This window comes from Flavobacterium gyeonganense, assembly GCF_029625295.1.
In the GTDB taxonomy this organism is placed as follows: Bacteria; Bacteroidota; Bacteroidia; order Flavobacteriales; family Flavobacteriaceae; genus Flavobacterium; species Flavobacterium gyeonganense.
Genome location: NZ_CP121112.1, coordinates 4,727,226 through 4,753,919, shown reverse-complemented (window position 1 = coordinate 4,753,919; position 26,694 = coordinate 4,727,226). Strand labels below are relative to the sequence as shown.

The following is a 26,694-nucleotide window of genomic DNA, read 5'->3' as shown; positions in this document are numbered from 1 at the left end:
GCTTTAACATTTCATAAAAAACCCTGATTACCAAACTATTTAGAAGATTATCCGACGAAAAATCACAAACTGTTTATCCATGGTGAAAATTCCGCACTTTTTAAAGATTTTCCTTTTGGGCAACATCATTAGTCCGGCTAACCTCCAGAAACTATTTTTATTAATGTCTTTTTTATTGAAATATTAAAATATAGGTTATTAAAATAAATTTTAAATGACTTCTATTAGAATATTTATGCTTTTGGGAATTATTTACTTAAATTATTTTTAAATATTAAGTGCAGTTATAAAAAAAATGCCTTTTTTTGTAAGTGTTGATTATACAATTATTATAAATGTATAATTATCAGTGAAGTTTTTGTTTTGAGTTTTTAGTAACACAAATTCGGACTAGAAACAAATTGATGAAACTAACTCACAATACAACTTTACAACTAACCACATATAAACCATCTTATGCGAAAATTATTAAAGTGTTGCCTGACTGTAGTTTTTTTCCAATCCTCTGCAATTTCAGTCTATGCACAAAGTCCTGAAATCAGAGTTGACCTTAAACAGGAAATTGCGCCCATGACGCCTGTATGGGCATGGTTTGGATATGATGAACCCAATTACACTTACATGAAAGACGGAAAAAAACTGCTTACTGAATTAGCGGCTTTAAGCCCTGTTCCAGTTTACGTACGTACCCACAGTCTGCTTGTATCTGGTGATGGAAAAGCAGCTCTTAAATGGGGTTCAACCAATGCTTACACAGAAGACAGTAACGGAAATCCGATATACAACTGGAAAATCATCGACAGTATTTTTGATACTTATATCTCGCGTGGCATGAAACCTTTGGCGCAAATAGGTTTTATGCCCGAAGCGTTGTCTACGCACCCTGCTCCATACAGACATTACTGGAAACCCGGAGACCCGTACACAGATATTATTACAGGATGGGCTTATCCACCAAAAGATTATGATAAATGGAGAAAACTTGTTTATGAGTGGGTCAGGCATTCCGTTGAAAGATACGGACAAAAAGAAGTCGAAAGCTGGTATTGGGAAGTGTGGAATGAACCCAATGGACATTACTGGAAAGGTACTCGTGAAGAATTTTTCAAAATGTATGATTATGCTGCTGACGGACTAAAAAAAGCCTTGCCTACTGCAAAAATCGGAGGTATAAATATTGCAGGAACAAGGGGTAAGGAAGCTCAGGAATGGACAAATGATTTTATAAAACATTGTATCAGCGGTGTTAATTATGCTACCGGTAAAATAGGATCTCCTATGGATGCTATTCTATTCCATGCAAAAGGCTGGCCTAAAATGGTGGATGGAGCGGTGCGAATGGATATGGCACCACAATTAAATGATATCCAGACAGGATTCAGACTGACCATGTCATATCAGGAAACAAAAGATCTTCCGATTATTATCGGAGAATCTGATCCGGAAGGCTGCGCTGCCTGCGGAATGGCAACTAACCCCGAAAATGCGTATCGAAACGGAACTATGTATTCGAGTTATACTGCTGCTTCTTTTGCGCGAAAATATATCCTGGCAGATCAGACAAAAGTTAACTTTATAGGAGCTGTTTCCTGGTCTTTTGAGTTTGAAGATCAGCCCTGGTTTTATGGTTTCCGGGATCTTGCTACTAATGGAGTGGATAAACCTGTACTGAACGTTTTCAGGATGTTTGGAATGATGTCAGGTAAACGTTTAAATGTTACAAGTAATCGTATGTATCCGATAGAAGAGATCTTAAAATCAAGTGTACGTGGTGATCAGTCAGATATAGGTGCTTTAGCCAGCAAAGACAAAAAATCAGCGGCAATTATGGTGTGGAATTATCATGATGTTGACAAAACCGGATTATCAGAAAATGTAAATGTTGCTATTGAAAATATTCCTGTAAAAAAAGTTAATCTCACTATATACATGATTGACAAAGAAAACAGCAATTCGTATGAAGAATGGAAAAAAATGGGATCTCCACAAAATCCGACACCACAACAGATTCTAATATTAGAAAAATCCGGCAAACTAAAATCTATCTCCACACAAAAGAAAAAAATAATAGATAATAAAACAATAGTGCAGTTAAAAATGGAACGTCAGGCAGTAGCCTTGATAAAGCTGGATTGGTAATATAAAAAAGACCTATTTGTCTAATAACATTTGCTTAAGAAATAAATTAACCCGTTGGGTGTAATTAGTTTTTAATAACTACACCCACACATTAAATTAGATGATATCCTTTAAATAAATAATAACAGCATTTTACAAATAACCTTTTACAACTTACAAATAAATAAACATGAAATTAGTTCGAATTTTAATTTTGGCAATAATCGCCGGAATCAATCCATATCAGGGCAATTCACAATCCATTACATTCAATAATCCAATTGCAGAGCAGCGAGCTGATCCATGGGTATATAAAACAGATAAGGGGGAATATTATTTAATTGCAACAGTGCCTGAATATGATGGTATTGTATTACGAAAAGCCAATAGTATTAACGGATTAAAAGAAGCGAAAGAAAAAGAAATCTGGCACAAGCATGAAAATGGAGTAATGGGCAGCCATATCTGGGCGCCTGAACTGCATAGAATAAGCGGCAAATGGTATATTTATTTTGCTGCAGGCGAGTCTGAAAATATCTGGAATATAAGGATGTGGGTCTTGTCAAATCCTTCTTCAAATCCGATGGAAGGTAAATGGACAGAAGAAGGTCAGTTGAAAACACAAAAAGAATCGTTCTCTTTGGATGCAACTACTTTTGAGCATAAAGGCAAAAGATATCTTATATGGGCACAAAATGTAAGGGGGGGAACCATGGAACTGCTTTGGTTCTGTCTGAAATGAAAAACGCGACCACTCTTACAGGACCTGAAATTATTTTAACAGAACCTGAATTCAGCTGGGAAAGAGAAAAATACAATGTAAACGAAGGCCCGGCCGTAATTAAAAAGAACGGAAAAATATTTGTAACCTATTCAGCCAGTGCCACAAACCATAACTATTGCATGGGTTTGTTATGGATTGATGAAAATACTGATTTACTGAATACTGCGAATTGGCATAAAGCTCCGGCACCCGTATTCTACACAAATGAAGAACTAAAAAGATTTGGGCCCGGACATAATTCATTTACTACAAGTGAAGACGGAAAATCAACTATAATGATTTATCATGCAAGGGATTACAAAGAAATTCAGGGTCATGAATTATCTGATAAAAATCGTGCGACACGTGCAAGAGTTGTAGAATGGACAAAAAGCGGTTTTCCTGATTTTATGCAAAACAAAAATGATTAAGATCTGTAATGGTGTGTCACGATAATTAAAATGAATGTTCATGAAGTCAATTAAACTCTTTTTTTATTTCGTTTTTAGTATTCCGATGTGTTTTTGGGCACAAAATAAGGCAACTATTAATATCGAAAACAATTCGGCCTTAGATCGCAAAGAGGCTGTTGTGGCCATAAGCTGGAAAAACATTTTAGAACGTTATCCTGAAATCGATACTTCAAATTTTGTTGTAATTAATACAAAAACGAAGAAACAGGTGATTTTTCAGTTAGAACACCGAATGTCTTCTGCTATTCAGAATTTGCTGATTCAGGTAGATATAAAAGCAAAATCAAAACTAACTTTTTCTATTCAGAAAGGAAAGCCTGAAATATTTACGGTTAAAACCTATGCCAGATATGTTCCGGAACGCAAAGATGATTTTGCATGGGAAAATGATAAGATTGCTTTTCGTACGTACGGCAAAGCAATCGAAGGGTCAAATGAAGATGCTTATGGTTTTGATGTATGGGTAAAACGTACTAATAAAATGATCATTAATGAACGTTATAAACTGGCAGATTACCATACCGATCACGGCGATGGGTTGGATTATTATCAGGTTGGGCATACATTAGGTGCAGGAAATATGGCGCCTTATGTAAAAGATAGCATTCGCTATTCAGCTAATTATCATCGTTGGAAAATGCTCGACAATGGTCCGTTACGATCCACTTTTCAATTGATTTATGACTCCTGGAATGCTGGCGGAATAAAAATTGGTGTAATAAAAACCATATCACTGGATGCCGGTTCACAGCTCAGCCGCATAGAGAATAACTACACTTTTGATGAAACACAAACATTGCCGATAGTCGCAGGAATCAGCAAAAGAGCTAATCCCGGAAAGATTTTACTAAATGAACAGCAGGGAATTATGGCATATTGGGAGCCAGCTTCTGATAAAAATGGCACAACAGCTACAGGAGTCATATTGACGACACCTGTCAGTAATATGTGGGCAGACAAAATACAGCTCTTAGCAAAAACTACAGTTCAAAATAATGAACCCGTCATTTACTATTCAGGTGCGGCATGGGATAAAGCAGGAAAATTTACGGATGCAAAGAAATGGTTTGACTATCTGGAAAATTTTTATCATGAAATAAATAACCCTCTGGTTGTAAGTGTAAAATAGTACTATTTACCGCATAAAACACCCGAACTAACGACTTTAATAAATTTTTACCCACAATGGTTGCAAAAAATATATTTACAGCATGAGCACAAAAAGAATCACCATATATGACTTAGCAAAAGAACTTGGACTTTCGGTGTCTTATGTTTCCAAAGCCCTGAATGGCAAGCCCGGTGTAAAGGAAGAAGTGAGACAGGTTGTTTTAAAAAAAGCCGCCGAAATTAATTTCAAACACAATACACAGGCAGCAAACTTAAGACGTGGTTCATCCATGACCCTTGGTGTAATTGTACCTCAGATCAATCAGAATTTCTTTTCTGATGCTATTTCCGGAATTGAGAAAGCATGTACTGAAAACAAACATAATCTGATTATTTGCCAGTCTCATGAAAAATCAGATGTTGAAAAAACAGCTATCGAAACTCTTATCCACCAGAATGTCGACTGCATTTTGATCTCTCTTTCTAAAGAAACACAGTCAGCTAAAATTCTCGAGCAGGTTTTAGAACATAAAATCAATGTTATTCAATTTGACCGCTGTGATGAAAATTTTCCGGGTCACAGAGTTATAAATGACAATAAGGATGCAACTTATAAAGCTGCAAAAAGCATGATTGAAGAAGGTTACCAGCGGCTTGCATTTATTGGTGGCCCGCTGCATATGGATTTATATATGAACCGGAAAGAAGGTTTCATTAGAGCGATTAATGAAGCCGGAATGTACGTTCCGGATCATTTTATTGTAGATGATAATATCAGTAAAGAAAATGCTTTTCAGACTGCCCTTAAGCTTCTTGCATTACCAGAACCTCCTGACGCATTCCTGGCTATATCAGATATTCAGGCTTTGGGAATTATGCTGGCCATTACACAATCCGGACTTAAAATACCTGAGGATATTGGCATTTTTGGATATGCTAATGAACCTTTTACAGAAATCATTACACCTTCTATATCTTCCGTAGATCAAAATAGTGAAAGACTGGGTTATCAGGCAGCCATGGTTTACTTTGATCATATTTTGAAGAATAAGGAAAGTAACGAAGTGATAACCAAAATAATTGAATCAGACCTTATTATCAGGAGCAGTTCTAAGAGAAAGAATATTGCTGTTGTTTTGTAATTTGATGTTTTAGAATTATAATTTGAATATTTATAACTGAGCAATGTTCAGACTATAGATTTTACTAGTAATACTATATTGGAATAACAAAAACAGGCTCGGGGATAATTTCAAAGATGTAATTTATAACATATTAATATTTAATGTTTTAATACTAATATTCTATAAAAATTAATGATAATTATGTAAGAATTTAATGTATTCAACACCTAAATTTGAAATTATTCAATATTAATAAAAAAGATGTTATTATGAAAACACGTATCAAAACCAAAATTGCCTTGTTAGTTCTTGTAGCCGGACTGTCTTTTTCCTGTAAAAAAGCAGATACTGTTCCTGCAGATGCAACTTACGATTCAACCGCAATAACTGTTGATTCTACAGCTATAGATACTACAAATGTTCCTCAGGATACAACTACGGTAATTACAGACACGACAGCTGTTCCAAAACAGTAGTGCAATGAGATTAAAATGAGATTAAAAAGAATAGGTGGGGATTCTATCTATTATGATTCAGAAGCCTGCAGTATTGATTGATTATTGCAGGTTTTTCTATTTTCTGATTTTTAAATGGCTAGGTTTTTACTTTATATCATTGATTTCAATCCAAACCGGTGCATGGTCGCTGGTTTTTTCCCAGCCCCTGACATGATGGTCAACACCACCAGCAATTAATTTTTTAGCTAGTTGCGGACTTAATAAAAAGTGATCAATTCGAAGACCGGCATCTCTTTCGTAAGCTTTTCTGAAATAATCCCAAAAAGTATAAATTTTTTCATTCGGATATAAAGTACGGATAGCATCTGTCCATCCCTGGGTCAGAATATTGGCAAAAGCTTTCCTGACTTCGGGTCTGAAGAGGGCATCTTTTACCCATTTTTCGGGTTTATAAACATCTAATTCAGTAGGCATAACATTGAAATCACCTATCAGAATTACAGGAGTTTTAAGGTCAAGCAAGATTTCAGCACGATGAGAAAGCCTTTGGAACCATTTTAACTTGTATTCGAATTTAGGTCCCGGTGCCGGATTGCCATTAGGAAGATAGAGGCACGCAATAACGACACCGCCAATAAGTGCTTCGATGTAACGACTTTGAACATCTTCTTCATCTCCGGGAAGTGTCCGGGTAATTTCTTCAATTTCAAGATTGCGAGCCAGAATAGCAACTCCGTTCCATTGCTTTTGTCCATGCCATATCGCATTATAACCCGCATCCTGTATTGCTTTGATCGGAAATTTATCCTGAGGTGCTTTTAACTCCTGAAGGCAAACAATATCGGGTTGAGCTTCTTCAAGCCAGCGAATGAGGACATGTAAACGGCCGTTAACACCATTTACATTATAAGTAGCTATTTTCATTTGGAACCCTTCTTAGTCCAATTGAATTTATTTCGCTGTTTTTTCCAGGGCAATCAAGGGTTGTAGTGGTAGTATCTGGTAAGTCATCCCAATGTCCCCAGTCTCCTCTGTAGGCTTTTCGATAAATAAAATCAATATTATCGGCTAAACAAATCTGGCTGTGTAGAGATTCTGTACTGTAGGCTGTGCTGTTGTATGTGTTTGAGTTTTCCATGATTTGTGTGTTTTAGATAACTACAAAAATAAAGCAGCACTCGCTTTTTTAACTTATATAAAAATCATGAAGTGTTATGTAATTCACATATTTACAATACAATAACTTGATTATTCTATAAGCCATGAATAAAATTAGCTTCATCTAATGATATGGAGATATTTTTAAGATTCTTTTTTGGAAGTCTTCCCTTAAAAACTTTTCCAGGATATTTCTGGGCGTAACTATTAATAAGATGCATAATATACTGATTGCTTATATAAGGTGTCACATAATCCTTTACGTCAGACGGCTCCGCAAATCCAATATCGGATGCAACATAGCCCATGCCGTAAAAATGTCCGTTTTCAACCCAGATACAACTGCGTTCGGTTGCAGAACGGCCTTTATCAAGAATAGCAAAGCTGGTTCTGCTGCTTAGCAAATAATCAATCGCATTTTCTATTTTTTCATTATGTGTCCGCACTTCGGGCAAAGGCGTACTATTGTCCGGAAAAATTTCTCCAGCAGTAGTGATGCCGTACTTGCAAAACCGATTATCAATTTCAAACTCCTGTTTCAGGCTTATGAGCATATTTATGCCTTCATGAATGGTATTGAAATGTTCAATGCAGGTTTGAAACTTGCTGAGTTTTCCGGTAACTAAGTATTTATACCCGCTTCGGGCTTCATACTCATACAATCCGTATTTGGGTTCGAAACGCTTTAGTGCCCTGTTGTAAACCGGCCAGAGCTTTTTTATTTCATTACATTCAAGCAGTAAAGCCATAAGTTCTGTAGCACAGACTTCAAAAGATATGGCATGAATATCCCGAAGAAAATGCTGTCGCTGGGGGGTGATTTTATGACCACTAAAATGTGAAGCAACACGCTTTTTTAAATTGATTGCTTTTCCAACATAGATTACCTTGTTTACCTGATTATAAAAATAGTAAACACCTGGTTTTTCTGGTAAAGCGTCAAAATCTTCAGGAGGCAGGTTAGGAGGTAAACGCTGGTCCAGTGCCGTATTTTTAATCATTTTTTGCAGATGACCATCAGCATCCCATTCTAATAACCGGGAGAATAGTATAGCTGTAGCATCTGCATCACCGCCGGCGCGATGCTGGTTTTGTAACGGAATATCCAATGATTTGGAAAGATTTCCAAGACTGTACGATTTATATCCCGGGCGGATTTTTCTGGCTGCACGAACGGTACATAATTTTCTTTCTTTCCATTTAAATCCCGATTTTTCCAGTTCATGACGAACGAAAGTATAATCAAAGTTTACATTATGTGCAACAAAAATGCGGTCTGTAAGGAGCTCAAAGACTTTCTCTGCAATATCATCAAAAATAGGCGCACTCCGTACCATTTCGTTATTGATTCCGGTCAGTGCAAAAATAGGAGCGGGGATTTCCTTTTGAGGATTGACCAGTGTCTCAAAACGATCAATAATACTTTTGCCATTATGGATAATAATAGCAATTTCTGTAATTCGGCTGCCGCTGGCATTCCCGCCTGTGGTTTCAATATCTACAATGGCGTATTCTGTCTCTTTCATCTTCTGTCACAACCGGAAGCCTGATCTGTCCGGGGAATGCAAAATTAAGTCAGAAGAGACTAATTTTGATGCAGTTGTAGTTCTAAATTGTAACAAAAGTCATTTTTCTTATAATGTAAATATGTAAGGAGAAAGAATAGAAGTCTTTTCTCTATAAGGTAAATTTCATTTATTCATATTAAAAAGGCAAAGATTTGAATAGTGTAAGTATTTAAAAAATTTCTGTAAAGTAAATTCAGTAGGTACAGGTAAATTTGGATATACTTAAAAATTAATTATTATGAAAACCGCAGAAAAAAATACCACAGCTACAAAAGCTAAAACTACAGCAGCGAAAAAAACAACGGCTACAAAAGCCAAGACAGCTGCTTCAAAAAGTAAATCAGCAACAGCATCTAAAACAAATGCAGCAGGAGTTGTAAAAGCAAAATCATCTGCAGCAGATGGATTAAGAGAATTGTTTATAGATTCGCTTAAAGATATTTACTGGGCAGAAAAAGCGTTGATCAAAGCATTGCCTAAAATGGCAAAAAATGCTACTTCTGAAAATCTGATTAAAGCAATTAACGAGCATTTAGCCGTAACAGAGGAACAAAAGGAAAGACTGGAAAAAGTGTTTTCATTAGTTGGGGAAAAACCGGTTGCTAAAAAATGCGATGCGATGGAAGGTCTTATTAAGGAAGGCGAAAGTATCATGGAAGAAACCGAAAAAGGGCCTGTACGTGATGCTGGAATCATTGCCGCATCTCAGAAAATAGAGCATTATGAAATTGCTACTTACGGAACATTAGCTGCATTTGGTGTTACTTTAGGTGAAGACGATGCAGTACTTTTATTGGAAAAAACACTGGCAGAAGAAAAAGAAGCCGATACACTATTGACTGAGGCTGCCTACAACACAATCAACTTTGATGCTGCCGAAGAGGACGAGAAATAATAATCTCTGACATCAAAATCATTTAAAACCTGTATTATGTAATGATACAGGTTTTTTTCACTTAATGCAGCAGATATAAGATTAAGACAGCATCTAACATGGGAAAAACACTACAATCCAAAACATCATTTTACGGGTATCAGGAAAGGGATATTGATGCTATTTTTGAGGAAATAGCCAATACATCAAAAAGCAGGCTTTTATACCAATTACCAACTGGCGGCGGAAAAACCGTTGTATATTCAGAAATAGCCAGAAGATTTATAGAACAGTTCAATAAGACCGTTGTGATCCTGACACACCGAAAAGAATTATGCACCCAAACTTCGGCTACGCTTAAAAAGACGGGTGTCGAAAACCGGATCATCAGCAGTACAAGCAGTAATTTCAAAACAGACTGCAATTGTTATGTGGCCATGGTAGAAACATTGCGAAACAGAATTAAATCTAAAAAAGTAAAGGTTCAGGATGTGGGTCTGGTGATTATTGACGAAGCGCATCATAATTCTTTCCGAAAATTAATGGGCAGTTTTAAAAAGGCCTTTATAATTGGAGTAACGGCAACTCCTTTTAGTTCTGATGTTTCAAAACCAATGAAAAAACAGTACAAATCACTGATAACCGGAGAAGATATAGCGTCCCTGATTGCGAATGGTTTTCTGGCACAGCCACAATCTGTTGCTTATGAGGTAGAACTGAATACCTTAAAAACCGGAATCCATGGCGATTATACAGTAAGTTCTTCAAACGAATTGTACAGTTCACCTGCCATGCTTGATTTATTGCTTCAGGCTTATACAGAAAATGCTTCAGGCAAAAAAACACTCATTTTCAATAACGGTATTGAAACTTCTCTAAAAGTATGTGAAGCTTTTAAGGCTGCGGGTATTGCCATAAAACATCTGGATAATAAAACGCCAAATCAGGAGCGGAAAGAAATTTTGCAATGGTTCAAAAGAACAAAAAATGCTGTACTGACTTCGGTTTCAATACTTACCACAGGTTTTGATGAGCCTTCGGTTCGCAATGTCATACTGAACCGGGCAACAACATCCATAACCCTTTACCATCAAATGATAGGACGCGGATCCCGAAAGCTTGCTTCAAAAAAAGCGTTTACCATTATTGATCTGGGTAATAATATCCAGCGATTTGGTGAATGGCAGGATCAGGTAGACTGGAAATTTGCCTTTGAGCATCCTGAAGTTTTTGCAAAACAAATGCAGTACCAGCCGGGTTCCGGATCTTCGGTACAATCTCATGCACTTTTAGCCGAATTAAGAGCGATGTTTCCTAAAACACTTGAAATGACGTTTGATATCGAAAGCTATTATCAGGAAGCTATTCATACCGATAAGAAACCGAAAACGGTCATTCAGCAATCTGTTCGTCAGCAGGCAAAGATGTGTCTGGAGAATGTCGAAACGTTGTCTCAGGCAATTTCGCTTGCTGAAGCATTAGCACCTGAAATCGAATGGCGCGTAAAACAATATGTAAAATGTCTGGATAACGCCAGTAAAAATTATAAGGAATGACTGATAGAAGATTACCAAAACCGACTGAAAAGGCTGATTATAAAATTATATCCAAAATGGCATTCTGAGTAAATCACAACAGGCAGTAGTTAACCCCTTATCATCTGTATACTCCCTTATGATCAGGATATTTCTATTTTTGATACTGCTTTTTTAATAATTAACTTCCACCCTGAATTTTCCAAAATATGGATTTTCAGCCATTTGCGAATGCCCAATTATTAAAACGTGGTTTCCTTTTTGCGTGAGCGGAATTTTTAAATCCTTTCCAAACGGACCATCTGAGGTTTGATCGGGAAAAATAATCTGGTTGAAACGGATGTTTCCTTTACCTGATGGTGTAATTATTTTTGCGTTCAGTTCACCCGGATTTTCATTTTTAAAAGTAATATATATTTTCTGATGAATGGAATCTAAAACGCCTTCAGCTGCAAAGAAACTTTTTTCATTCCTGTGTTGCATGTAAATTGTATCACCATTTTGCTTGTTTTTCTGATCTTTTTTTTCTGCTGTGATTTCTTTTGTAGAAACAGGATCCGAAGGATAAACAATATCTTTTTTATTTTCCTTTTGCTGACATGAAAAGAAGGAAACAGCTAGTATAGTGAGTAGTGAAAATTTCATAACATTTTTTTAGTAAGCCTCTCAAAATGTAGTATTTTGGGAGGCTTTATTAAATCATAATTTTAACTTAAGATGGCGTAAGTTTCAATTTGATACTTATAAAAACTAATCTATTTTATAGCCGTCATCAGCAAATGTATCGGGTTCGGTAATTTCTTCCTGATCGTAATTTTCCTCTTCTTCATTTTCTTTTGGATCTTCCTCTTGTTCATCATTTTCATCAAAATCATTTTCAAAATCATCTAGATCAAGTGCGTTCGAGAATGCGGTATCCAGATTTTCATTTTCGGTAGGTTCAGCAGTTTCTTCTTCGCTGTTTTCCTGTTCGTATTGATCAATATAGCTTTGATTGTCGGGGTTGAAATTATAATCTTCCTGATTGTAATTTCTTTCGTTATCTGTTGTCATAATCGTATCTTTTAAGGGTTAATTATTTTAATTGATTGCTTTTCAAGCTTAGTATCTTTCTAAAATTAACAACAAGTCTTCTGTATTTCTTTATACGATTCTTTGAATTGCTTACTTAATTATCATTTATATTTTAGCTGTGCTTTATGCCGTATTTATTGCCAATTAGTAAAAAATAGGTTATCTTACAGTAATATAATATTCAATTCTTGTATCCTGGTTTATGCAGTACTTTTTCTTTGTCCTTTCTATTATATTGGTAATTATTACTTTTATTCCACTCATTAAAAATGAATACTGGATCTTTCGGGTTTGCGATTATCCAAGACTTCAGAAACTAGTTCTTACGACTATCTGCATTGTATTTCTTGCATTTTACAGTAGAGGAAAGGAGTATGATTTTAATGATCTGCTTTTGCTTATCATGGTTGTAAATGCGTGCTATCTTTTAAGACAAATACTGCCTTTTACAGGACTGGGAAAGAAACACGTACAGCGCATTACAACTGAAATACCCGAAAGTGGCTTCAGTGTCATGATTAGCAATGTGTATCAGTTTAATACCAATTACAAAGGCTGTCTGGAAGAAATTCACAAAGCAAATCCGGATGTAGTGGTTTTGCTGGAAACGAACGCTGTCTGGGAAAAAGAAACGAACTCACTCGAAGAACATTTTCCGTTTTATAAAAAAGTGCCTTTAGAAAATACGTATGGCATGTTATTGTATTCTAAACTAGAACTTCGAGATACCGAAGTAAAATACCTGGTCGAAAACGACATTCCTTCTATCCATACCCAAATTGTTTTGCCGGGCGGGCAAGCTGTTCAAATGTATGCCGTGCATCCGGAACCACCTGTTCCTATGGAAAATCCTACTTCGAAAGAGCGTGATAAGGAACTTTTATTAGTTGCCGATCTGGCCAAAGATTCAGACTTGCCGGTAATTGTGATTGGTGATCTGAATGATGTGGCGTGGAGTTACACCACCGAACTTTTCCTGAAAATGAGCGGACTTCTCGATCCAAGAAGGGGCAGAGGCTTCTACAATTCTTTTCATGCCCATTATCCTTTCCTGAGGTTTCCTTTGGATCATGCTTTTATTTCGACGCATTTAAAAATCAGGGAAATGAAAAGGCTTCACAATTTTGGTTCGGATCATTTTCCTATTTTCATCAGCCTGCAATATGAAGTGTCAGCCGAATTAGAACAGGACGAAATGCAGTCGGATAGCGAGGATATAGCTATCGCAGAAGAGAAAAAAGCTGCAGATTAAACCCTAAAATACTTGGTATAAAACAATAAAATCTTCCTAAGAAGATTTTATTGTTTTTTCTATCTGTATAAGCTTTATCGCTTTCTTACATTTTTAGTAACTCTAAATTCTTATGCAATATAAAATTTAGATTTACTAGCTATTGGTAGCAGCACTTCCGGAACTTCCTGCGCCACCTGAATTATTATTGCCGCCTTCTTCCTCATAACGGTTCGGATCTGTTCCGTCTTCATCGCGCTGTTCGTCCCAGTCTCCGGTGCTGGCTTCCTCACGATCATCATTGTTTTCTGCCTGGGCAAGCTGTGCGTGATAAGGGCATTTTGCTAATGCTGCGCTGGTATAGTGATTCGAATTTTCCATGATTTAAAATTTTAAGTTGTTAATAATCTTAAAATTAGGTCAATGTAATATTTCTATTTTATATCAAATGATGGATTTCTTACTAAATTAGCACTAGTAGCCTTTTTGGTTTTCGTTACTTCCGGTGTTTTTGTGTAGAGAAACGCAACAAAAAATGTATCGAGAACCGTTTTTAATGATAATTTTCTGTTATCGATACAACCTATGAAAAATGATCATCAAAAAACTATCTACATCAATGGGTTATCCCATTATAAATTAAGAACGAGGCTTAGGCAAATTCCGGTCATACATGACAATAGTTCCTGCCACAGCCACGTTCAGGCTTTTCTCAGATTTGAATTTCACCAGATGATGGCATTTTTCCATTGTTTTTTTAGGCAAACCGTGATCTTCTGCGCCTAACAAATACACACAGCGTCTGGGATGTTCAAAGGTTTCTAAGTCTGAAGCACTTTCATGTAATTCCACACCAACCAATCGCGCTCCTTTGGGTAAGTTATCAAAAAAAGCTTCGAAATTCTCATAGTGAAAATACGGAATCGCCTTTACCGCATCATGGGTATCACAGGCTTGTTTAGCATATCGATTGCCGATGGTAAATATAAAAGTAGCCCCTAAGTTTTGAGCCGACCGCCATAAAACACCCAAATTTTCAGGCGTTTTACCATTGTGAATGCCGATGCCAAAATATTCATTTTTAAAATTATCATTCATATGGCAAAAGTACGAAGTGTTAGTGTGTTTGGCAATTTTTTATTAGGACGGCACATTATATTTGTATAGCTATCGTAGGATTTATTTAATAATCTGTATAGTTATTTTAGGACGATTCAGGCACATAGTTCATGTTAGGCAAAGGCATAGATAAAGTGTGGATAGTGCATGAAATAAAATACCAAATTTAAAATAGATTAAAAGCTAGGAATTATCGTGAAAAAATCCATTTAAATCTTATAAAACGGATTGCCATAGTCCTGATGGAAGCGACATCCTTTTGCACGGTCCCGATAGCTATCGGGAGGCGTAAAGATACAGGGTATAGCAGGAAGTAGCTCATAAAAAAAACGAGATTTTTTCTTTAGGAAAATCTCGTTTTCATATTATTTTTAATCTGAAATAATACTCAGAATCGTTTTTGGAATCTCTTCGAAGGCCTCGAAAGAGTAGGGCTTTATGAGATACGCTTTTACGCCCAGTACGTCGCATTTTTGCTTGTACGAAGGGTTTATGCTCGTAGAATACACAAAGCAGGGAATATTTTTAAGTTTGTGATGGTTTAAAATTTCCTGCAGGGCTTCGATGCCGTTGCGTATGGGCATGTTGATATCGGTCAGGATAACATCTGGTGTTTCATTGGTAGTGTCTTTCAGGAAATTGAGCAATTCTTCGCCATTGGCTACGAGGCTTACTTTTCCGAAGTCCGGATTGTTGTTAAAAGTTTCGAAGATTACATCTGCATCATCATTATCATCTTCTGCAATTATGATATGTAAGTTTTTTTGAGGCATTATATTAAATTGGAAAATAAATGGTAAATGTTGTCCCTTCATTCAGTTTGCTTTCGACAGTGATTGTCCCGGAATGGTTTTCCATAATTTTTTTACAAATTGCCAGGCCTATACCGTTTCCTGAATATTCGTTTCGGGCATGGAGTCGCTGGAAAATAGTAAAAATCTTAAGCAAATGACCCGAATCCATTCCGATTCCGTTGTCTTTAATCTGAATCCTTACAAATTTAGGGTTTTGATTTGGTATTTCCTCATCTAAATCATCAACCTGATAAATTTGTATCTCCGGCGGAATAGTTGCTTTGGAATATTTAATGGCATTGGAAATCAGATTCGCAAAAAGCTGTCGCATCTGAACTGCGGAAACTTTTAATACCGGCAGTTTTCCGATTTCGATATGGGCATTTTTGTCGGTGATACTTACTTCCAAATCTTCTAAAACTTCAGAAATGATGGTCTTTAAATCAACTTCTGTATGCTCTTCGTGTTTGGTATGCGATGAGTACTTAACCAAATCATCCACCAGTGAATTAAGACGTAAAACGGATAATTTGATCACATCCATTGATTTTGCATCAATTTCTGTTAAGTAGCTTCCGTCTATTTTACTGTTGTGCATGAGGATTTTTCGCAGCGGCTCTTTTAAATCGTGCGAAATCACGTGAATAAATTCTTCGAGATTACTATTGATCCGGTTGAGTTCTTTGATTTTTCCTTCGAGCGTCTCCTGATTTTTGATGAGTGTTTCTTCGTGATTTTTCTTTTCGGTCAGATCGATTACCACGATACCAATGGCTTCAACAGAAGGTTCCAGATCTGTCATGGAAATATAAGACGGAAATGTAGCAGGGTGGCTGTTGGTTTTAAAAAGAATTTCATGTGTACTGACCCCATATTTTAAAGCTTCAATAAGCGTGGCAAACAGCCCGCTATTCTCAAAATATTCCTGAATATAATTTCCGATGATCTGCTCCGAAGGAATATTGACCAGTTGAGCAAAATAATCGTTGCAATATAAGATCAGTCCGTTTTTGGTAATACTCAGCGCGCCCTGTCTGAATTTTTCGACCAGGAGTCTGTAGGTGTAATCCGCTGTTTCAAGCGAATAAAGCTGCGGAACCCCATTATTGTTGACCACGAGCGCATCAACGCCACCTTCTCTTATAGCTTCAATAATGCTATTTGATTCATCAAGTCTTTCTTTTAATGACTCAATTTCTGCTAATAAGGAATTTATATTTTTATCTTCTGTTATCAATTCTATTCCCTTAAATTAAGTATTTTCAAAACCTTGTCCTCGTCTGACAAATCACCGAGAATAATTCGTCTTGGGGCAGGATGTGTTTTTATTAAAGTTGGTATCGCTACAATCTGATGTATGACTGCCTTTTCTGTATCCCGGCTGATATCTACAATCTCCAGTTCATAATCATTCTGAAGATATTGGTCACATATCCGGCGTAAATTTTCAATTGCATGTCCTGATTTAACAGACATACCCGAAACAAAAAGTAGGAACTTATGTCTGGATGAAGCGGTTTCATCAGTTGAATTGTCCATTTTTTAAACTTTTAGGGGTTTGATATTAAGCCCTACAAGTACTCTTTCTTCATTAGAAAGATCGCCAATAATCTTGCGAATAGGTTCCGGAAATTTTCTTACCAGTGTGGGCACAGCCAAAATCTGATCGCCTTCTGCCAATTGCGGATTTTTAAGCAAATCGATAATTTCGATGCTGTATTTCCCTGCCAGATATTCTTCGGCATACTTTTTTATATTCTCTAATGCCTTGATCGATTTTGGCGTCTGACCCGCAACATAAAGCAATAACTGCCATTCGGCTACTTCTTTTTTCATACTTATTCCTTTTTTTTCTTCGAAGTCAGTTTTTCATATAACTCTTCCGTTGCTCTCAGAACACTTAATTCCTCCTGAGCCGATTCAAATTCGTTTCTAAGTGCTTCAATATTGGCTTCCAGTACTTTGCGCTTACGTTCAATTTCCCTGTCTTTCCTGCTAATTTCATTCTGATGCTTCAAATCAGACAGTGTTTTCTTCATTTTATGCGATTGTCTTTCACTGCCGGTAAGAATTCCTTTTGGACCTAATTCGACATCCAGCAATTCGATTCCTTCATTTGTAATTACAAATTCCCTTACCTTATTAGAATGCCCCATTCCTCTGGCTTTAACGATAAAAATGCCGCGGTTTCTTTCCCCAATTCCTTCCATATCCCTAACCGTAATCCAGATATCAACTAACGAAGATACAGATTCTTCGGCAAGATCAGGTCTAAACTCATCAGTTCGTTTATTTAAAGACGTAAAAAGTGCCGTAATATTGTGCGCTTTGAGCATATCGATCAGTCTTACTAACATCGAACGCACTTCATCCTGGCTTCCAACAGTTATCAAATTACTGATAGGGTCAATAATGATAGTGGTGGGCACATACTCCTTAATTAATTTTCTAAGGGTAAGTAAATGCAGTTCCAGTCCGTTAAGCGAAGGACGTGATGAATGAATTTGTAAAGTGCCCTTTTTGATATGTTTTTGAAGATCTATCCCTATTGATTTCATGTTCCGAATGAGTTGCTGCGGAGATTCTTCAAACGCAAAATAGATCGTTTTTTCGTTCTTTTCGCATTGTTCATTTGCAAAGTAAGAGGCTATAGTGGTTTTAGCAGTTCCGGCTGTACCGGATACTAATATATTACTGCCACGATAAAATCCGCCGCCTTTAAACATTTCGTTTAACCCGGGAACTCCTGTTGAAACCACGTCAGAACTAACTTCATTATCCAGTTTTAAAGAAGTAATAGGAAGTACTGAAATTCCTTCTTCATCAATCAGAAAAGGATATTCATTGGTTCCATGCGTAGAGCCTCTGTATTTTACAATTCTGAGTCTTCTGGTGGAAACCTGATCGATAACCCGATGATCCAGAACAATGACACAGTCTGAAACATATTCTTCAAGTCCCTGGCGTGTTAGTGTTGCTTCACCGCGTTCTCCTGTAACTATTGCAGTTACTCCTTTGGCTTTAAGCCAATGAAATAAACGTCTTAATTCGGCACGAAGAATCGCCTGATTATCCAGGCCGCCAAATAAAGATTCAATTGTATCAAGAACTACTCTTGTCGCCTTGATAGAATCGATAGCGTGACCGAGTCTGATAAATAAGCCATCCAGATCGTATTCGCCTGCCTCTTCAATTTCTGATCTTTCGACCCGAACATGATCTACTATCAGTTTTTTATCTGCTTTAAGTTTTTCAATATCAAACCCTAACGACTTCACATTTAAAGTAAGGTCGTCAGAAGGTTCTTCAAAAGACATGAAAACCCCGGGTTCGTTATATTCGGTAATTCCTTTAATCAGGAATTGCATTGAGAATAAGGTTTTTCCACAACCAGCACCGCCACAAATCAGGGTAGGGCGGCCTTTTGGAAAACCACCGTTCGTAATATCGTCTAATCCATCAATCCCGGTAGGGGATTTAGGAAATATAAATTGCTGTGATTTTGCTTTTTTGTATGCCATACTAATTCTATTTTCTCAAATATACGTTTTCTTACAGAATTATCGATTAATTATTATTAAAGATTTAACAGCTACAGGGTAAAAATATAAACATTTTTATTAAATTTAACATATAAAACGATAAATTGATTAATAATTACCTAATAATCCTAGGTTATTTAGTATTCTGTTTATAGAAAAATAGTAGTGAAGGGAATGCGCAAAATCAAGAGTATCTTTATTTCTTACATTTATACATACAAATTTGAATTGCATTACATTTTTATATAGGAAAATATTTATATTATTGCAGGAAAAACATTTGAGGAATATTGATATTTACGAAACGAAAGTATCTATAGAAAATTCTATTGTTTAATATCTTTTTGAGAGTACAGGAGAAAGAAAGGTTATCAAAGCTGTTCAGTATATAGGTTTTGAGACTAAGAACGGTCAAACCATATACAATCTGGGTTTTGGTGATTTTGATTTTGAAACTAAAAGCATCTCTGATAGTGAAAATACGAATAATGGAGATATGAGAACTGTTTTTAATACTGTACTAAACACAGTCCCTAAATTTTTTAAGGATAATCTAGGGTATCCAATTTACGTTCAGGGTAGTGACAGTTCAGATTCGTTTGAAGAAGAATGTAGAAGATCATGTTCTAAGAAATGTGATGACATTTGTAAAAACAAAAACAGAAGATAAGAACATACATATACTTCATTAATAAGAACTTGAAAAAACTTTCAACAGAATATATTTTTTTCGGATTTGACGAAGCTCAAAAAAGATTTGTTCTATATTTACCTGAAAATAAATACATAGCTGTATTAGGTTATAAAAAATAAATAGATAATTATTGTGTTAATAATCAATTAAATACAAGGATTATGGAAAAAGAGAAAATGGAGAAATCAACAAAAATTATTTCAATGTCAGATGCAACAAAGAAAAAAATGCTAAAGTTGCCGAAGAAATAAATGGCAGAAATTTATTCACAGAAAAAATTGAAATTACTAAGAAAACCTTAGAAGATTTAAAATATTTACCAATTTGATTTTTACTAATAATAACATCATTTAAAGCGATCTTAGAGATCGCTTTTTTTATATAAACTATAAATTGTACATCCACATAAAAACGGGATTATCTGTCTCTAGAAATAATCCCGTTTAGTAAACCTAAAATCACAATAGAATTATCCGTGTGCCGCTACAGAAACATCAGCCCATTCTTCCCAGGTAGCCAGTTTTTGTTCATAGGTTTGTTTAGCGAATGGCAAAGCTACTTTTCCTAAGAACAGGCGTAGGGGAGGGTTTTCAGCTTCAATAAGTTTAATGATAGCCGGAACTGTAGCACTTGTTTTTCCGAAAGAGTCAGGATTATGTCCCTCTGCAATAGCTTTTTTCAGTCCATCATATGCTTCGATACTTTTGCTGTTAAATCCTTGCCCCCAGATATCAGTAGCATAACCATTTGGTTCAACCAAAGTCACGTTGATTCCGAATTGTTTTACTTCAGATGCCAGCGTTTCGGTAAGACCTTCAACTGCAAATTTAGATGCATTATAAAGCCCTAAATTGGGTAGGGCAGCAATTCCTAAAATAGACGAAACCTGGATAATATGACCACTTTTTTGATTTCTCATTATCGGCAAAACTGCCTGAGTCAGCCATAATGTTCCAAAGAAATTGGTTTCGAATTGCGCTCTGGCTTCACTTTCAGAGGCTTCTTCCACAGCTCCGTTTAAAGCATAGCCTGCATTATTGATCAGAATATCTATTTTCCCGAAATGATGATGTACTTGCTGCACAACAGCAAACGAATCCTCGCGATTGTTGACATCGAGTTTAAGAGGTAAAATTGCGTCTCCGTATTGTGTTTTTAAGTCGGATAACGCTTCAATATTTCTGGCTGTTGCCACTACGTTGTATCCTTTTGCTAAAAATGCTTCTGTCCACGCTCTTCCGAATCCTTTTGAAGCTCCTGAAATTAAAATTGTTTTTGACATCTTTTCTAATTGTTAATTGTTAATGGTGAGTTGTAAAATGTGAATTGTATTCTTTGATTTTATTTTAATGACTCATCGGTCATTTTTTTAATAAAAAAAATTAGAGACTGTTTTCTTCTATTATATTTTTGAGGGTTTTAGTAATGATTTTCATTTTATCGTTGTTTCCTGACATTCTTGAAATAAGATGCCCGCCTTCCATCATTGCAAACATGATTAGCGCAAATTCTTCGGCATTCCAGTTTGGCTTGAACTCTCCATTGGTAATTCCTTTGTTGACGATGGTTGACAACAATTGTTGATTAGCATTACAGCCTTTATTAATTTTCTCTTTTACAATAGGGTTCGTGTCATCAGCTTCGGTTCCGAAATTCAATAACGGGCACCCGCCGCTTAAAGGTGGGTTCACAGCATTACTGAAGAAGTCTATATACGCAAACAACTCCTCTTTAGCTGTTTTGTTTTTACTGATTTTAGCCATTAGTTTATCGCCTAATACTTTCATATTGTAATCTACGGCTGCACAGGCAAGTACTTCTTTATTTTCAAAATGAACGTACATGGTTCCTTTAGATAGCTTGGTAGCTTCCATAATATCACTCATAGCGGTAGCAGCAATCCCTTTTGTATTAAAGATCGGAGCTGCTTTTTCTATGATAAATTGTCTGGTTTCTTCGCCTTTACTTGCCATGATAATTTTTTCTTACCTAAATATTCAGATGAATTAGAATGCAAATATATGACCAATCGGTCATATATTTGCATTTTTTATGATTTATTTTTGAAAATATTTCTTCGATCATTAGAAAACACATCTTAACCTAAGTAAATACTGCGATTAACAGCTAGAGTTTCGTTGCGGCTGCAAGCCGAACAATGAAACTCCTGTTGAAGGGAACCGGAGTACCTGCCGTCAACACTATGGAGTTATCGTAAAGTTTTGAGAGAGAGTTACAAGAGGCAACTGAGCCTCTTTTTTTTGGAGTAGATTTTCATTGGTTTTTCTCGTGTTTTCCTTCACCTTAGGACATAAGTTCCCTTACCCGTAAAATTAACTTTCACGGGGAATTGGGTTTTGGCATCCGCCAAGATACCAAGCAGGTGGGCCTCGTTGGTCAAAAACCGCTATTGGGTGCAAATTGCCCGTTTTGCAACACGGACATTTGGGCAAAAATGTTTTTTTTGCTACTTTTTCCAAGACCTTTACTTGGAGTTTTGCTTGCAAAAGCTTTAGCTTCCCACGCTTCCAAGTGCTGCTCAAAAAGCCATAATGACGAATCTTGACAAAGCGTTTGGGCAAAATATGCAACGAAAACCGACGGATAAACTCGCCGTGGGTCAATGTCATTTGCTTTTTGACTCCCGCCACTCGGTAATCCTTGTAATCGAAAGTCACGTTTTCGTTGTCAATGCTTTTGATTCGGTGGTTGCTGATGGCGATTTTATGGGTATATCTCCCCAGATACTCCACCACCGAATTGGGACTTCCAAAAGGCTTTTTGGTAAAAACTACCCAAGGCTTCTGCCATAAATGCTGCCGGATTTGCTCGTATTTTATGGGCTCTTTTGCTTTGAGTTTCTGGCAATATTTTGCCCTAAACACTTTCGATAAAGCTTTTACGGGAAACAAGAATTTGCCGTCCGTTCGGCTGTTTTTCCACTGTCCGTCTTTATCGATTCCTCCGCCAGGCACAATACAATGCAGGTGCGGATGAAGGCTCAACTGCTGTCCCCAGGTGTGCAAAACAGCAATCATTCCCAGTTGTATTTCTTTGGCTTTGCCAAATTTTTGAAGCGTTTCCCAAGTCGCTTCAAACAGGGTGTCATACACCATTTTTGGCTGATGCATTGCCAAGGAATTAATGCTGTCGGGCAAGGTAAAAACCACGTGGAAGTATGGCACTGGCAAGAGTTCTGTACTTCGGGCTTCCATCCAATCCTCTCGCTTGTTACCCTGACATTTGGGACAATGTCTGTTCCTGCAAGAGTTGTAACTAATGGTCAGATTTCCACATTCATCACACCCATCGATATGACCGCCCAAATCGGCCGTTCGACATTTTTTGATGGCAGAAAGCGTGTGCAGTTGCCAAGTATTCAAGCCGTAGTTTTCGATTTTTGAGGCAATATTTCGCAGTACATCGGCTACTTCCGGTGGCATTTCTCGAAAAGGGTATCCAGTGGACTAAAGATGCGTTGGCTCTCGAGTTGGGCAATCTGTAAATACTCCAAAGTGGTTTCTAGGTTTTGGTGTCCTAAAAGGTCTTTGAGGGTTATAATATCCATGCCATCTTCGAGTAAATGCGTGGCATAACTATGCCGAAGTGTGTGCGTGTGAACCTCTTTTTTGACACCAGATGCCTTGGCCACTTGCCTCACTACCCATTGCACGCCTCGTTGCGAATACCGATTGTCAAAATCACCTCCTGCTCCATTAGGCAAAGGTTGCCCATTAAAAAGGTAATCTTGTGGTTTTTCGGCTTCGATATATTTTTTGAGCCCTCGTATTAAATGAACCGATAAAGGAACATAGCGGTCTTTTTTGCCTTTGCCTTGCACTACTTTGAGTTGCTTTCTATCGAAATCTAAATCTTGTAATCGTACAGAACGTGCTTCCATACAACGCAATCCGCAACCATAAAGCAATCCAATAAGAATGCGATGTTTGAGTAATTTAGCCCCTTGAAGCATGCCCCAAACTTCTTCTTTACTCAAAACAACGGGTAGTTTTTTCTCGTGTTTTATGGACGGTAAACCCAAGTACTCATAAGGCAAGCCTTCTGATTTTAGAAGAAAGCGAAGACCATAAACACAATGTTTGAAATAAGTTTGTGAAGGGGTTTTGGACTTTTTCTGCTGGTAAAACAAGTAATCTTGTACTTGTTCAGGATCTAAATCCGTTGGGATTTTCCCAAAATACAATGATATAGAAGCAACATGTCGAGAATAATTATTAAAAGTACTTTGACTTCTGCCCAATACCGAAATAGTACGTTCAAAACGATTGATGAGTTCCTCAAATCCTGGAACTTCTCGTTTAGCCTGGTTGAGAATTTTGTTTTCTCTTAATTCTTCAACATTCTTTTTTTGTAGTCATATCTTACCGAATTTAATTATATTCGTAAGGTACAAAATCACGGTAAGTGCTACCGAAGGTTTAGTTCAACACTAATTTGTTCCAGAAAAGTTTCATCATGAGAAACTAAAATCAATGTGCCCTTATATTCATTTAAAGCAGCGGTTAATATCTCGATATTTTGTAAATCCAGGTTATTCGTTGGCTCATCTAAAATAATTACATCAGGTGCTTCATTTGTTATTGTTAAGCCGCAAAGCATCAGACGCATTCTTTCACCTCCGCTTAAATAACGGCAGGGCTTGTCCCAGTCGGAGCGTGTAAACAAAAACCGATTCAGCCTCATTTTGATGTCGTGTTCTTCTAAACTGGAGCTATTACATTGCTCTGCCTGCTCGTAAACAGTTGATTCATTATTAATTAAAGAATAATCCTGATCAATATAAATCATTTTGCAGTCAGCTATTTTTAAGATTCCTTTTTTTGGCTGAAGAACTTCTAAAATCAGCTTTATCAGCGTTGTTTTTCCTGATCCATTATTTCCTTTTATGGAAATACGTTCTCCGCTGACTATCTGAAAATTCAAATCTGTTGTCCAAATCCATTGGCTATTGTAGCCATAATTAACGAATTCGGCTGCCACAAGAATTTTACCATTGTGTAATCGCGAATGGTCCAGACCGAATTTCATTTTATCCAGACTCGAAACTTCGTCACGCAATTCACGTAATTCATGCATAATACCACCAATCTTCTCTATATGTACGCTTTTGGTTTTTGAAGTGCTATTTTCGGCCTTATTTTTTAAAGTATTCATCATAATTCGGGCAACTCCGGATTTTTCCTGCTTCCTTTTTCCTTTCGAATCAGACTTTTGCTGTCTCTCTATGGTTTCCCGTTGTTTTTCTCTGGCTTTTTGCAGCGCTTTTTCTTTTGAATGAATATCTTGTGCTAATGCATCTTTTTCAATATTTTTCTGTTTCTGATAAAAATCGTAATTACCTCCGTACGTTTTGATTCCGTTTGCTTTTAACTCACAAGTTGTATCCAGTAAATTCAATATTTTCCGGTCGTGGCTTACAATAAGGATTGTGGCTGAAGAAGATTTTATAAACTGATACAATAATGCTCTTCCTTCAATATCCAAATGATTACTTGGTTCATCAAGCAGTATAAGTTTGGGCTGGTGAATCATAATGCCGGCCAGAAACACTTTAGTTTTTTCACCACCACTTAAAAATTTCAGCTTTTTAGTTAATTCTAAATCATTTAGACACCAGTACTTCAAGGCTTCATTACAGCGTTCTTCGATAGCCCAGTCGTCGTTAAGTACCTTTAAGTTTGATTCATTTACATTGCCTTCCAGAATTTCATGCAGAGCAGTAAGTTTTGCATTTATCTGTAAAGCTTCTGAAATTGTTAAATGATTGTACTGGCCAAAAATCTGTGGAATATAATAGGGTTTTGTATCGGTTTCCAATATTCCGCCTGACGGAAATAGTTCCTTTGCAATAATTTTTAGTAATGTTGATTTCCCGGAACCATTATGCCCTACCAGTGCTGTTTTGTTTCCGCTATTTACTGTTAAACTAATGTTACTGAACAGCAATTTTTTATTAGAATGTGTATATGAAATGTTTTGTAGAATAAGCATAGTCTCTTTCTTAAGTATTAATATAATGGCAAAAACCAAAAGTCTGGCTTGCCGTCTTTATATCTGAAAGAAATTATTTATTCACATTTTTTGAAGTCTTTTTATTTGAAAGTGCAAATATAGTGATTAAGTTTAAAAAGTCGAAAGTGATAAAGTGTAGCTCCAAATTCGACTTGAACTTGGTTGGTTATTGTGTATTCACCCTTTTCCTTAAATTGCGGGCCTGCATTTTCTTTAGGTTAATATCTGTTTTAAGTTATTTTTTCATCAGTACATATTTTCTCGTTTCTATATTTGATTTTTCATTGGCTTTATGATATGAATATTCATCGTTTAATTTTTAAGTTGCTTCACAAATGTAAATTAGTGAAAAAAAAACACACTACTAAAATGCTTAATTATTTTATTATCAATACATTAAATCATATAAAGATGTTTTTTACTAATTTAAGCCAACACTTTTAAGAGTTTTTTAGAACAATGTCAAATTGCAGGATGCATTGATATGTTTGTGTTTTTTTTGTAAATTAGGAAACGAAAAAGACCACTTAAAATCAGAACTATATTTATGATACAACTAACTGTAAACGGCAAAACCGAAAATCTGGATGTCAGCCCGGATATGCCACTCCTTTGGGCAATTCGTGATACATTGGGACTTACCGGAACAAAATTTGGCTGTGGGGTTGCGCAATGTGGAGCTTGTGTAGTACATCTGGATGGTGAAGCAGTTCGCTCATGCGTAACTAAAATGAGCCGTGCCAAAGGTAAAAATGTAGTTACTATAGAAGGATTATCTCAAAATAACGATCATCCGGCGCAAAAAGCCTGGCAGGAAATCGACGTCCCTCAATGTGGATATTGCCATTCGGGACAAATTATGTCGGCAGCGGTACTTCTTCGGGAAAATCCAAATCCGACAGATCAGGATATAGACGATGCCATGGCCGGAAACATCTGCAGATGTGGTACTTATCCACGAATACGTAAAGCTATTCATCTGGCTTCAGAAATTCAGAAAAAAACAAACTCTGATAGATAAAAAAC

The 26,694-nt window shown here is 36.5% G+C and carries 28 protein-coding genes; 11 read left to right on the top strand and 17 right to left on the bottom strand.

What is annotated here, in order from left to right; genetic code table 11:
* The first annotated feature begins 456 nt into the window (after positions 1 to 456).
* The 6 genes from P5P89_RS20275 (at position 457) to P5P89_RS20250 (ending at position 6,064) form a co-directional block, all read left to right on the top strand.
* Complete coding sequence (locus P5P89_RS20275) at positions 457 to 2,139, top strand: GH39 family glycosyl hydrolase (RefSeq protein WP_278009955.1); 1,683 nt, start codon at positions 457 to 459, stop codon at positions 2,137 to 2,139.
* Positions 2,140 to 2,308: 169 nt separating this feature from the next.
* Positions 2,309 to 2,860 carry a family 43 glycosylhydrolase gene (locus P5P89_RS20270; protein ID WP_278009954.1) on the top strand — a complete coding sequence of 184 codons (552 nt, stop codon included), beginning with the start codon at positions 2,309 to 2,311 and terminating at the stop codon, positions 2,858 to 2,860.
* Complete coding sequence (locus tag P5P89_RS20265; protein WP_278009953.1) at positions 2,857 to 3,312, top strand: family 43 glycosylhydrolase; 456 nt, start codon at positions 2,857 to 2,859, stop codon at positions 3,310 to 3,312. The genes P5P89_RS20270 and P5P89_RS20265 overlap by 4 nt, the downstream gene beginning before the upstream one ends.
* 40 nt (positions 3,313 to 3,352) lie before the next feature.
* Complete coding sequence (locus P5P89_RS20260; protein ID WP_278009952.1) at positions 3,353 to 4,483, top strand: DUF4861 family protein; 1,131 nt, start codon at positions 3,353 to 3,355, stop codon at positions 4,481 to 4,483.
* Positions 4,484 to 4,565: 82 nt separating this feature from the next.
* Positions 4,566 to 5,606 (top strand): LacI family DNA-binding transcriptional regulator, encoded by a 1,041-nt coding sequence (locus P5P89_RS20255; protein WP_278009951.1) that lies wholly within the window; start codon positions 4,566 to 4,568, stop codon positions 5,604 to 5,606.
* Between the two features lie 251 nt (positions 5,607 to 5,857).
* A complete protein-coding gene (locus P5P89_RS20250; RefSeq protein ID WP_278009950.1) occupies positions 5,858 to 6,064 on the top strand; it encodes a hypothetical protein in 207 nt (68 codons plus the stop codon).
* A gap of 126 nt (positions 6,065 to 6,190) precedes the next feature.
* Here the strand turns inward: P5P89_RS20250 and xth are convergent, their stop codons facing one another.
* The 3 genes from xth to P5P89_RS20235 form a co-directional block, all read right to left on the bottom strand.
* Positions 6,191 to 6,970 carry an exodeoxyribonuclease III gene (gene xth, locus P5P89_RS20245; RefSeq protein ID WP_278009949.1) on the bottom strand — a complete coding sequence of 260 codons (780 nt, stop codon included), beginning with the start codon at positions 6,968 to 6,970 and terminating at the stop codon, positions 6,191 to 6,193.
* Positions 6,951 to 7,184 carry a hypothetical protein gene (locus tag P5P89_RS20240; RefSeq protein WP_223678385.1) on the bottom strand — a complete coding sequence of 78 codons (234 nt, stop codon included), beginning with the start codon at positions 7,182 to 7,184 and terminating at the stop codon, positions 6,951 to 6,953. The genes xth and P5P89_RS20240 overlap by 20 nt, the downstream gene beginning before the upstream one ends.
* 115 nt (positions 7,185 to 7,299) lie before the next feature.
* Entirely contained in the window at positions 7,300 to 8,730 is a 1,431-nt protein-coding gene (locus P5P89_RS20235) for an exonuclease domain-containing protein (protein WP_278009948.1), read from the bottom strand.
* A 280-nt stretch (positions 8,731 to 9,010) separates the two neighbouring features.
* On the opposite strand from P5P89_RS20235, the gene P5P89_RS20230 reads away from it, so the two are divergent.
* Both P5P89_RS20230 and P5P89_RS20225 read left to right on the top strand, forming a co-directional pair.
* Positions 9,011 to 9,667, top strand: coding sequence for a YciE/YciF ferroxidase family protein (locus tag P5P89_RS20230; protein WP_278009947.1), 657 nt, complete (start codon positions 9,011 to 9,013; stop codon positions 9,665 to 9,667).
* Between the two features lie 98 nt (positions 9,668 to 9,765).
* Positions 9,766 to 11,202: a DEAD/DEAH box helicase gene (locus P5P89_RS20225; protein WP_278009946.1), complete on the top strand. Its 1,437-nt coding sequence runs from the start codon at positions 9,766 to 9,768 to the stop codon at positions 11,200 to 11,202.
* Positions 11,203 to 11,355: 153 nt separating this feature from the next.
* Here the strand turns inward: P5P89_RS20225 and P5P89_RS20220 are convergent, their stop codons facing one another.
* Complete coding sequence (locus P5P89_RS20220; RefSeq protein WP_278009945.1) at positions 11,356 to 11,826, bottom strand: hypothetical protein; 471 nt, start codon at positions 11,824 to 11,826, stop codon at positions 11,356 to 11,358.
* Positions 11,827 to 11,931: 105 nt separating this feature from the next.
* The gene (locus tag P5P89_RS20215) at positions 11,932 to 12,234 is read right to left on the bottom strand and encodes a hypothetical protein (protein ID WP_278009944.1); all 303 of its coding nucleotides are present in this window, start codon (positions 12,232 to 12,234) and stop codon (positions 11,932 to 11,934) included.
* 223 nt (positions 12,235 to 12,457) lie between these two features.
* On the opposite strand from P5P89_RS20215, the gene P5P89_RS20210 reads away from it, so the two are divergent.
* Positions 12,458 to 13,507 (top strand): endonuclease/exonuclease/phosphatase family protein, encoded by a 1,050-nt coding sequence (locus tag P5P89_RS20210; RefSeq protein ID WP_278009943.1) that lies wholly within the window; start codon positions 12,458 to 12,460, stop codon positions 13,505 to 13,507.
* 135 nt (positions 13,508 to 13,642) lie between these two features.
* Here P5P89_RS20210 and P5P89_RS20205 read toward each other — a convergent pair whose 3' ends face one another.
* The 7 genes from P5P89_RS20205 to kaiC form a co-directional block, all read right to left on the bottom strand.
* A complete protein-coding gene (locus P5P89_RS20205) occupies positions 13,643 to 13,867 on the bottom strand; it encodes a hypothetical protein (RefSeq protein WP_278009942.1) in 225 nt (74 codons plus the stop codon).
* Between the two features lie 258 nt (positions 13,868 to 14,125).
* Positions 14,126 to 14,584, bottom strand: a complete 459-nt coding sequence (locus P5P89_RS20200; protein ID WP_278009941.1) for an RNA methyltransferase — start codon at positions 14,582 to 14,584, stop codon at positions 14,126 to 14,128.
* Between the two features lie 392 nt (positions 14,585 to 14,976).
* Positions 14,977 to 15,378: a response regulator gene (locus P5P89_RS20195; RefSeq protein WP_278009940.1), complete on the bottom strand. Its 402-nt coding sequence runs from the start codon at positions 15,376 to 15,378 to the stop codon at positions 14,977 to 14,979.
* A gap of 4 nt (positions 15,379 to 15,382) precedes the next feature.
* On the bottom strand, positions 15,383 to 16,636 hold the full coding sequence (locus P5P89_RS20190; protein WP_278009939.1) for a sensor histidine kinase: 1,254 nt from the start codon (positions 16,634 to 16,636) through the stop codon (positions 15,383 to 15,385).
* 2 nt (positions 16,637 to 16,638) lie between these two features.
* Positions 16,639 to 16,938, bottom strand: coding sequence for a circadian clock KaiB family protein (locus tag P5P89_RS20185; RefSeq protein ID WP_223678343.1), 300 nt, complete (start codon positions 16,936 to 16,938; stop codon positions 16,639 to 16,641).
* Positions 16,939 to 16,941: 3 nt separating this feature from the next.
* Positions 16,942 to 17,235: a circadian clock KaiB family protein gene (locus tag P5P89_RS20180; protein ID WP_223678337.1), complete on the bottom strand. Its 294-nt coding sequence runs from the start codon at positions 17,233 to 17,235 to the stop codon at positions 16,942 to 16,944.
* 2 nt (positions 17,236 to 17,237) lie between these two features.
* The gene (kaiC, locus tag P5P89_RS20175) at positions 17,238 to 18,920 is read right to left on the bottom strand and encodes a circadian clock protein KaiC (RefSeq protein ID WP_278009938.1); all 1,683 of its coding nucleotides are present in this window, start codon (positions 18,918 to 18,920) and stop codon (positions 17,238 to 17,240) included.
* Between the two features lie 391 nt (positions 18,921 to 19,311).
* Here kaiC and P5P89_RS21835 point away from each other — a divergent pair, with 391 nt between their 5' ends.
* Positions 19,312 to 19,611, top strand: a complete 300-nt coding sequence (locus P5P89_RS21835) for a DUF6934 family protein (protein WP_422851770.1) — start codon at positions 19,312 to 19,314, stop codon at positions 19,609 to 19,611.
* A gap of 493 nt (positions 19,612 to 20,104) precedes the next feature.
* Here the strand turns inward: P5P89_RS21835 and P5P89_RS20170 are convergent, their stop codons facing one another.
* From P5P89_RS20170 to P5P89_RS20150, 5 genes are all read right to left on the bottom strand, one after another.
* The gene (locus P5P89_RS20170) at positions 20,105 to 20,917 is read right to left on the bottom strand and encodes an SDR family NAD(P)-dependent oxidoreductase (protein ID WP_278009937.1); all 813 of its coding nucleotides are present in this window, start codon (positions 20,915 to 20,917) and stop codon (positions 20,105 to 20,107) included.
* Positions 20,918 to 21,017: 100 nt separating this feature from the next.
* Complete coding sequence (locus P5P89_RS20165) at positions 21,018 to 21,608, bottom strand: TetR/AcrR family transcriptional regulator (RefSeq protein WP_278009936.1); 591 nt, start codon at positions 21,606 to 21,608, stop codon at positions 21,018 to 21,020.
* A gap of 360 nt (positions 21,609 to 21,968) precedes the next feature.
* Positions 21,969 to 23,078: an IS91 family transposase gene (locus P5P89_RS20160; RefSeq protein ID WP_278009935.1), complete on the bottom strand. Its 1,110-nt coding sequence runs from the start codon at positions 23,076 to 23,078 to the stop codon at positions 21,969 to 21,971.
* The gene (locus P5P89_RS20155) at positions 23,063 to 23,896 is read right to left on the bottom strand and encodes a tyrosine-type recombinase/integrase (RefSeq protein ID WP_278009934.1); all 834 of its coding nucleotides are present in this window, start codon (positions 23,894 to 23,896) and stop codon (positions 23,063 to 23,065) included. The genes P5P89_RS20160 and P5P89_RS20155 overlap by 16 nt, the downstream gene beginning before the upstream one ends.
* Positions 23,897 to 24,063: 167 nt before the next feature.
* Positions 24,064 to 25,647 (bottom strand): ABC-F family ATP-binding cassette domain-containing protein, encoded by a 1,584-nt coding sequence (locus tag P5P89_RS20150; RefSeq protein WP_278009933.1) that lies wholly within the window; start codon positions 25,645 to 25,647, stop codon positions 24,064 to 24,066.
* Positions 25,648 to 26,215: 568 nt separating this feature from the next.
* Here P5P89_RS20150 and P5P89_RS20145 point away from each other — a divergent pair.
* Entirely contained in the window at positions 26,216 to 26,689 is a 474-nt protein-coding gene (locus P5P89_RS20145) for a (2Fe-2S)-binding protein (RefSeq protein ID WP_278009932.1), read from the top strand.
* Positions 26,690 to 26,694 lie beyond the last annotated feature (5 nt).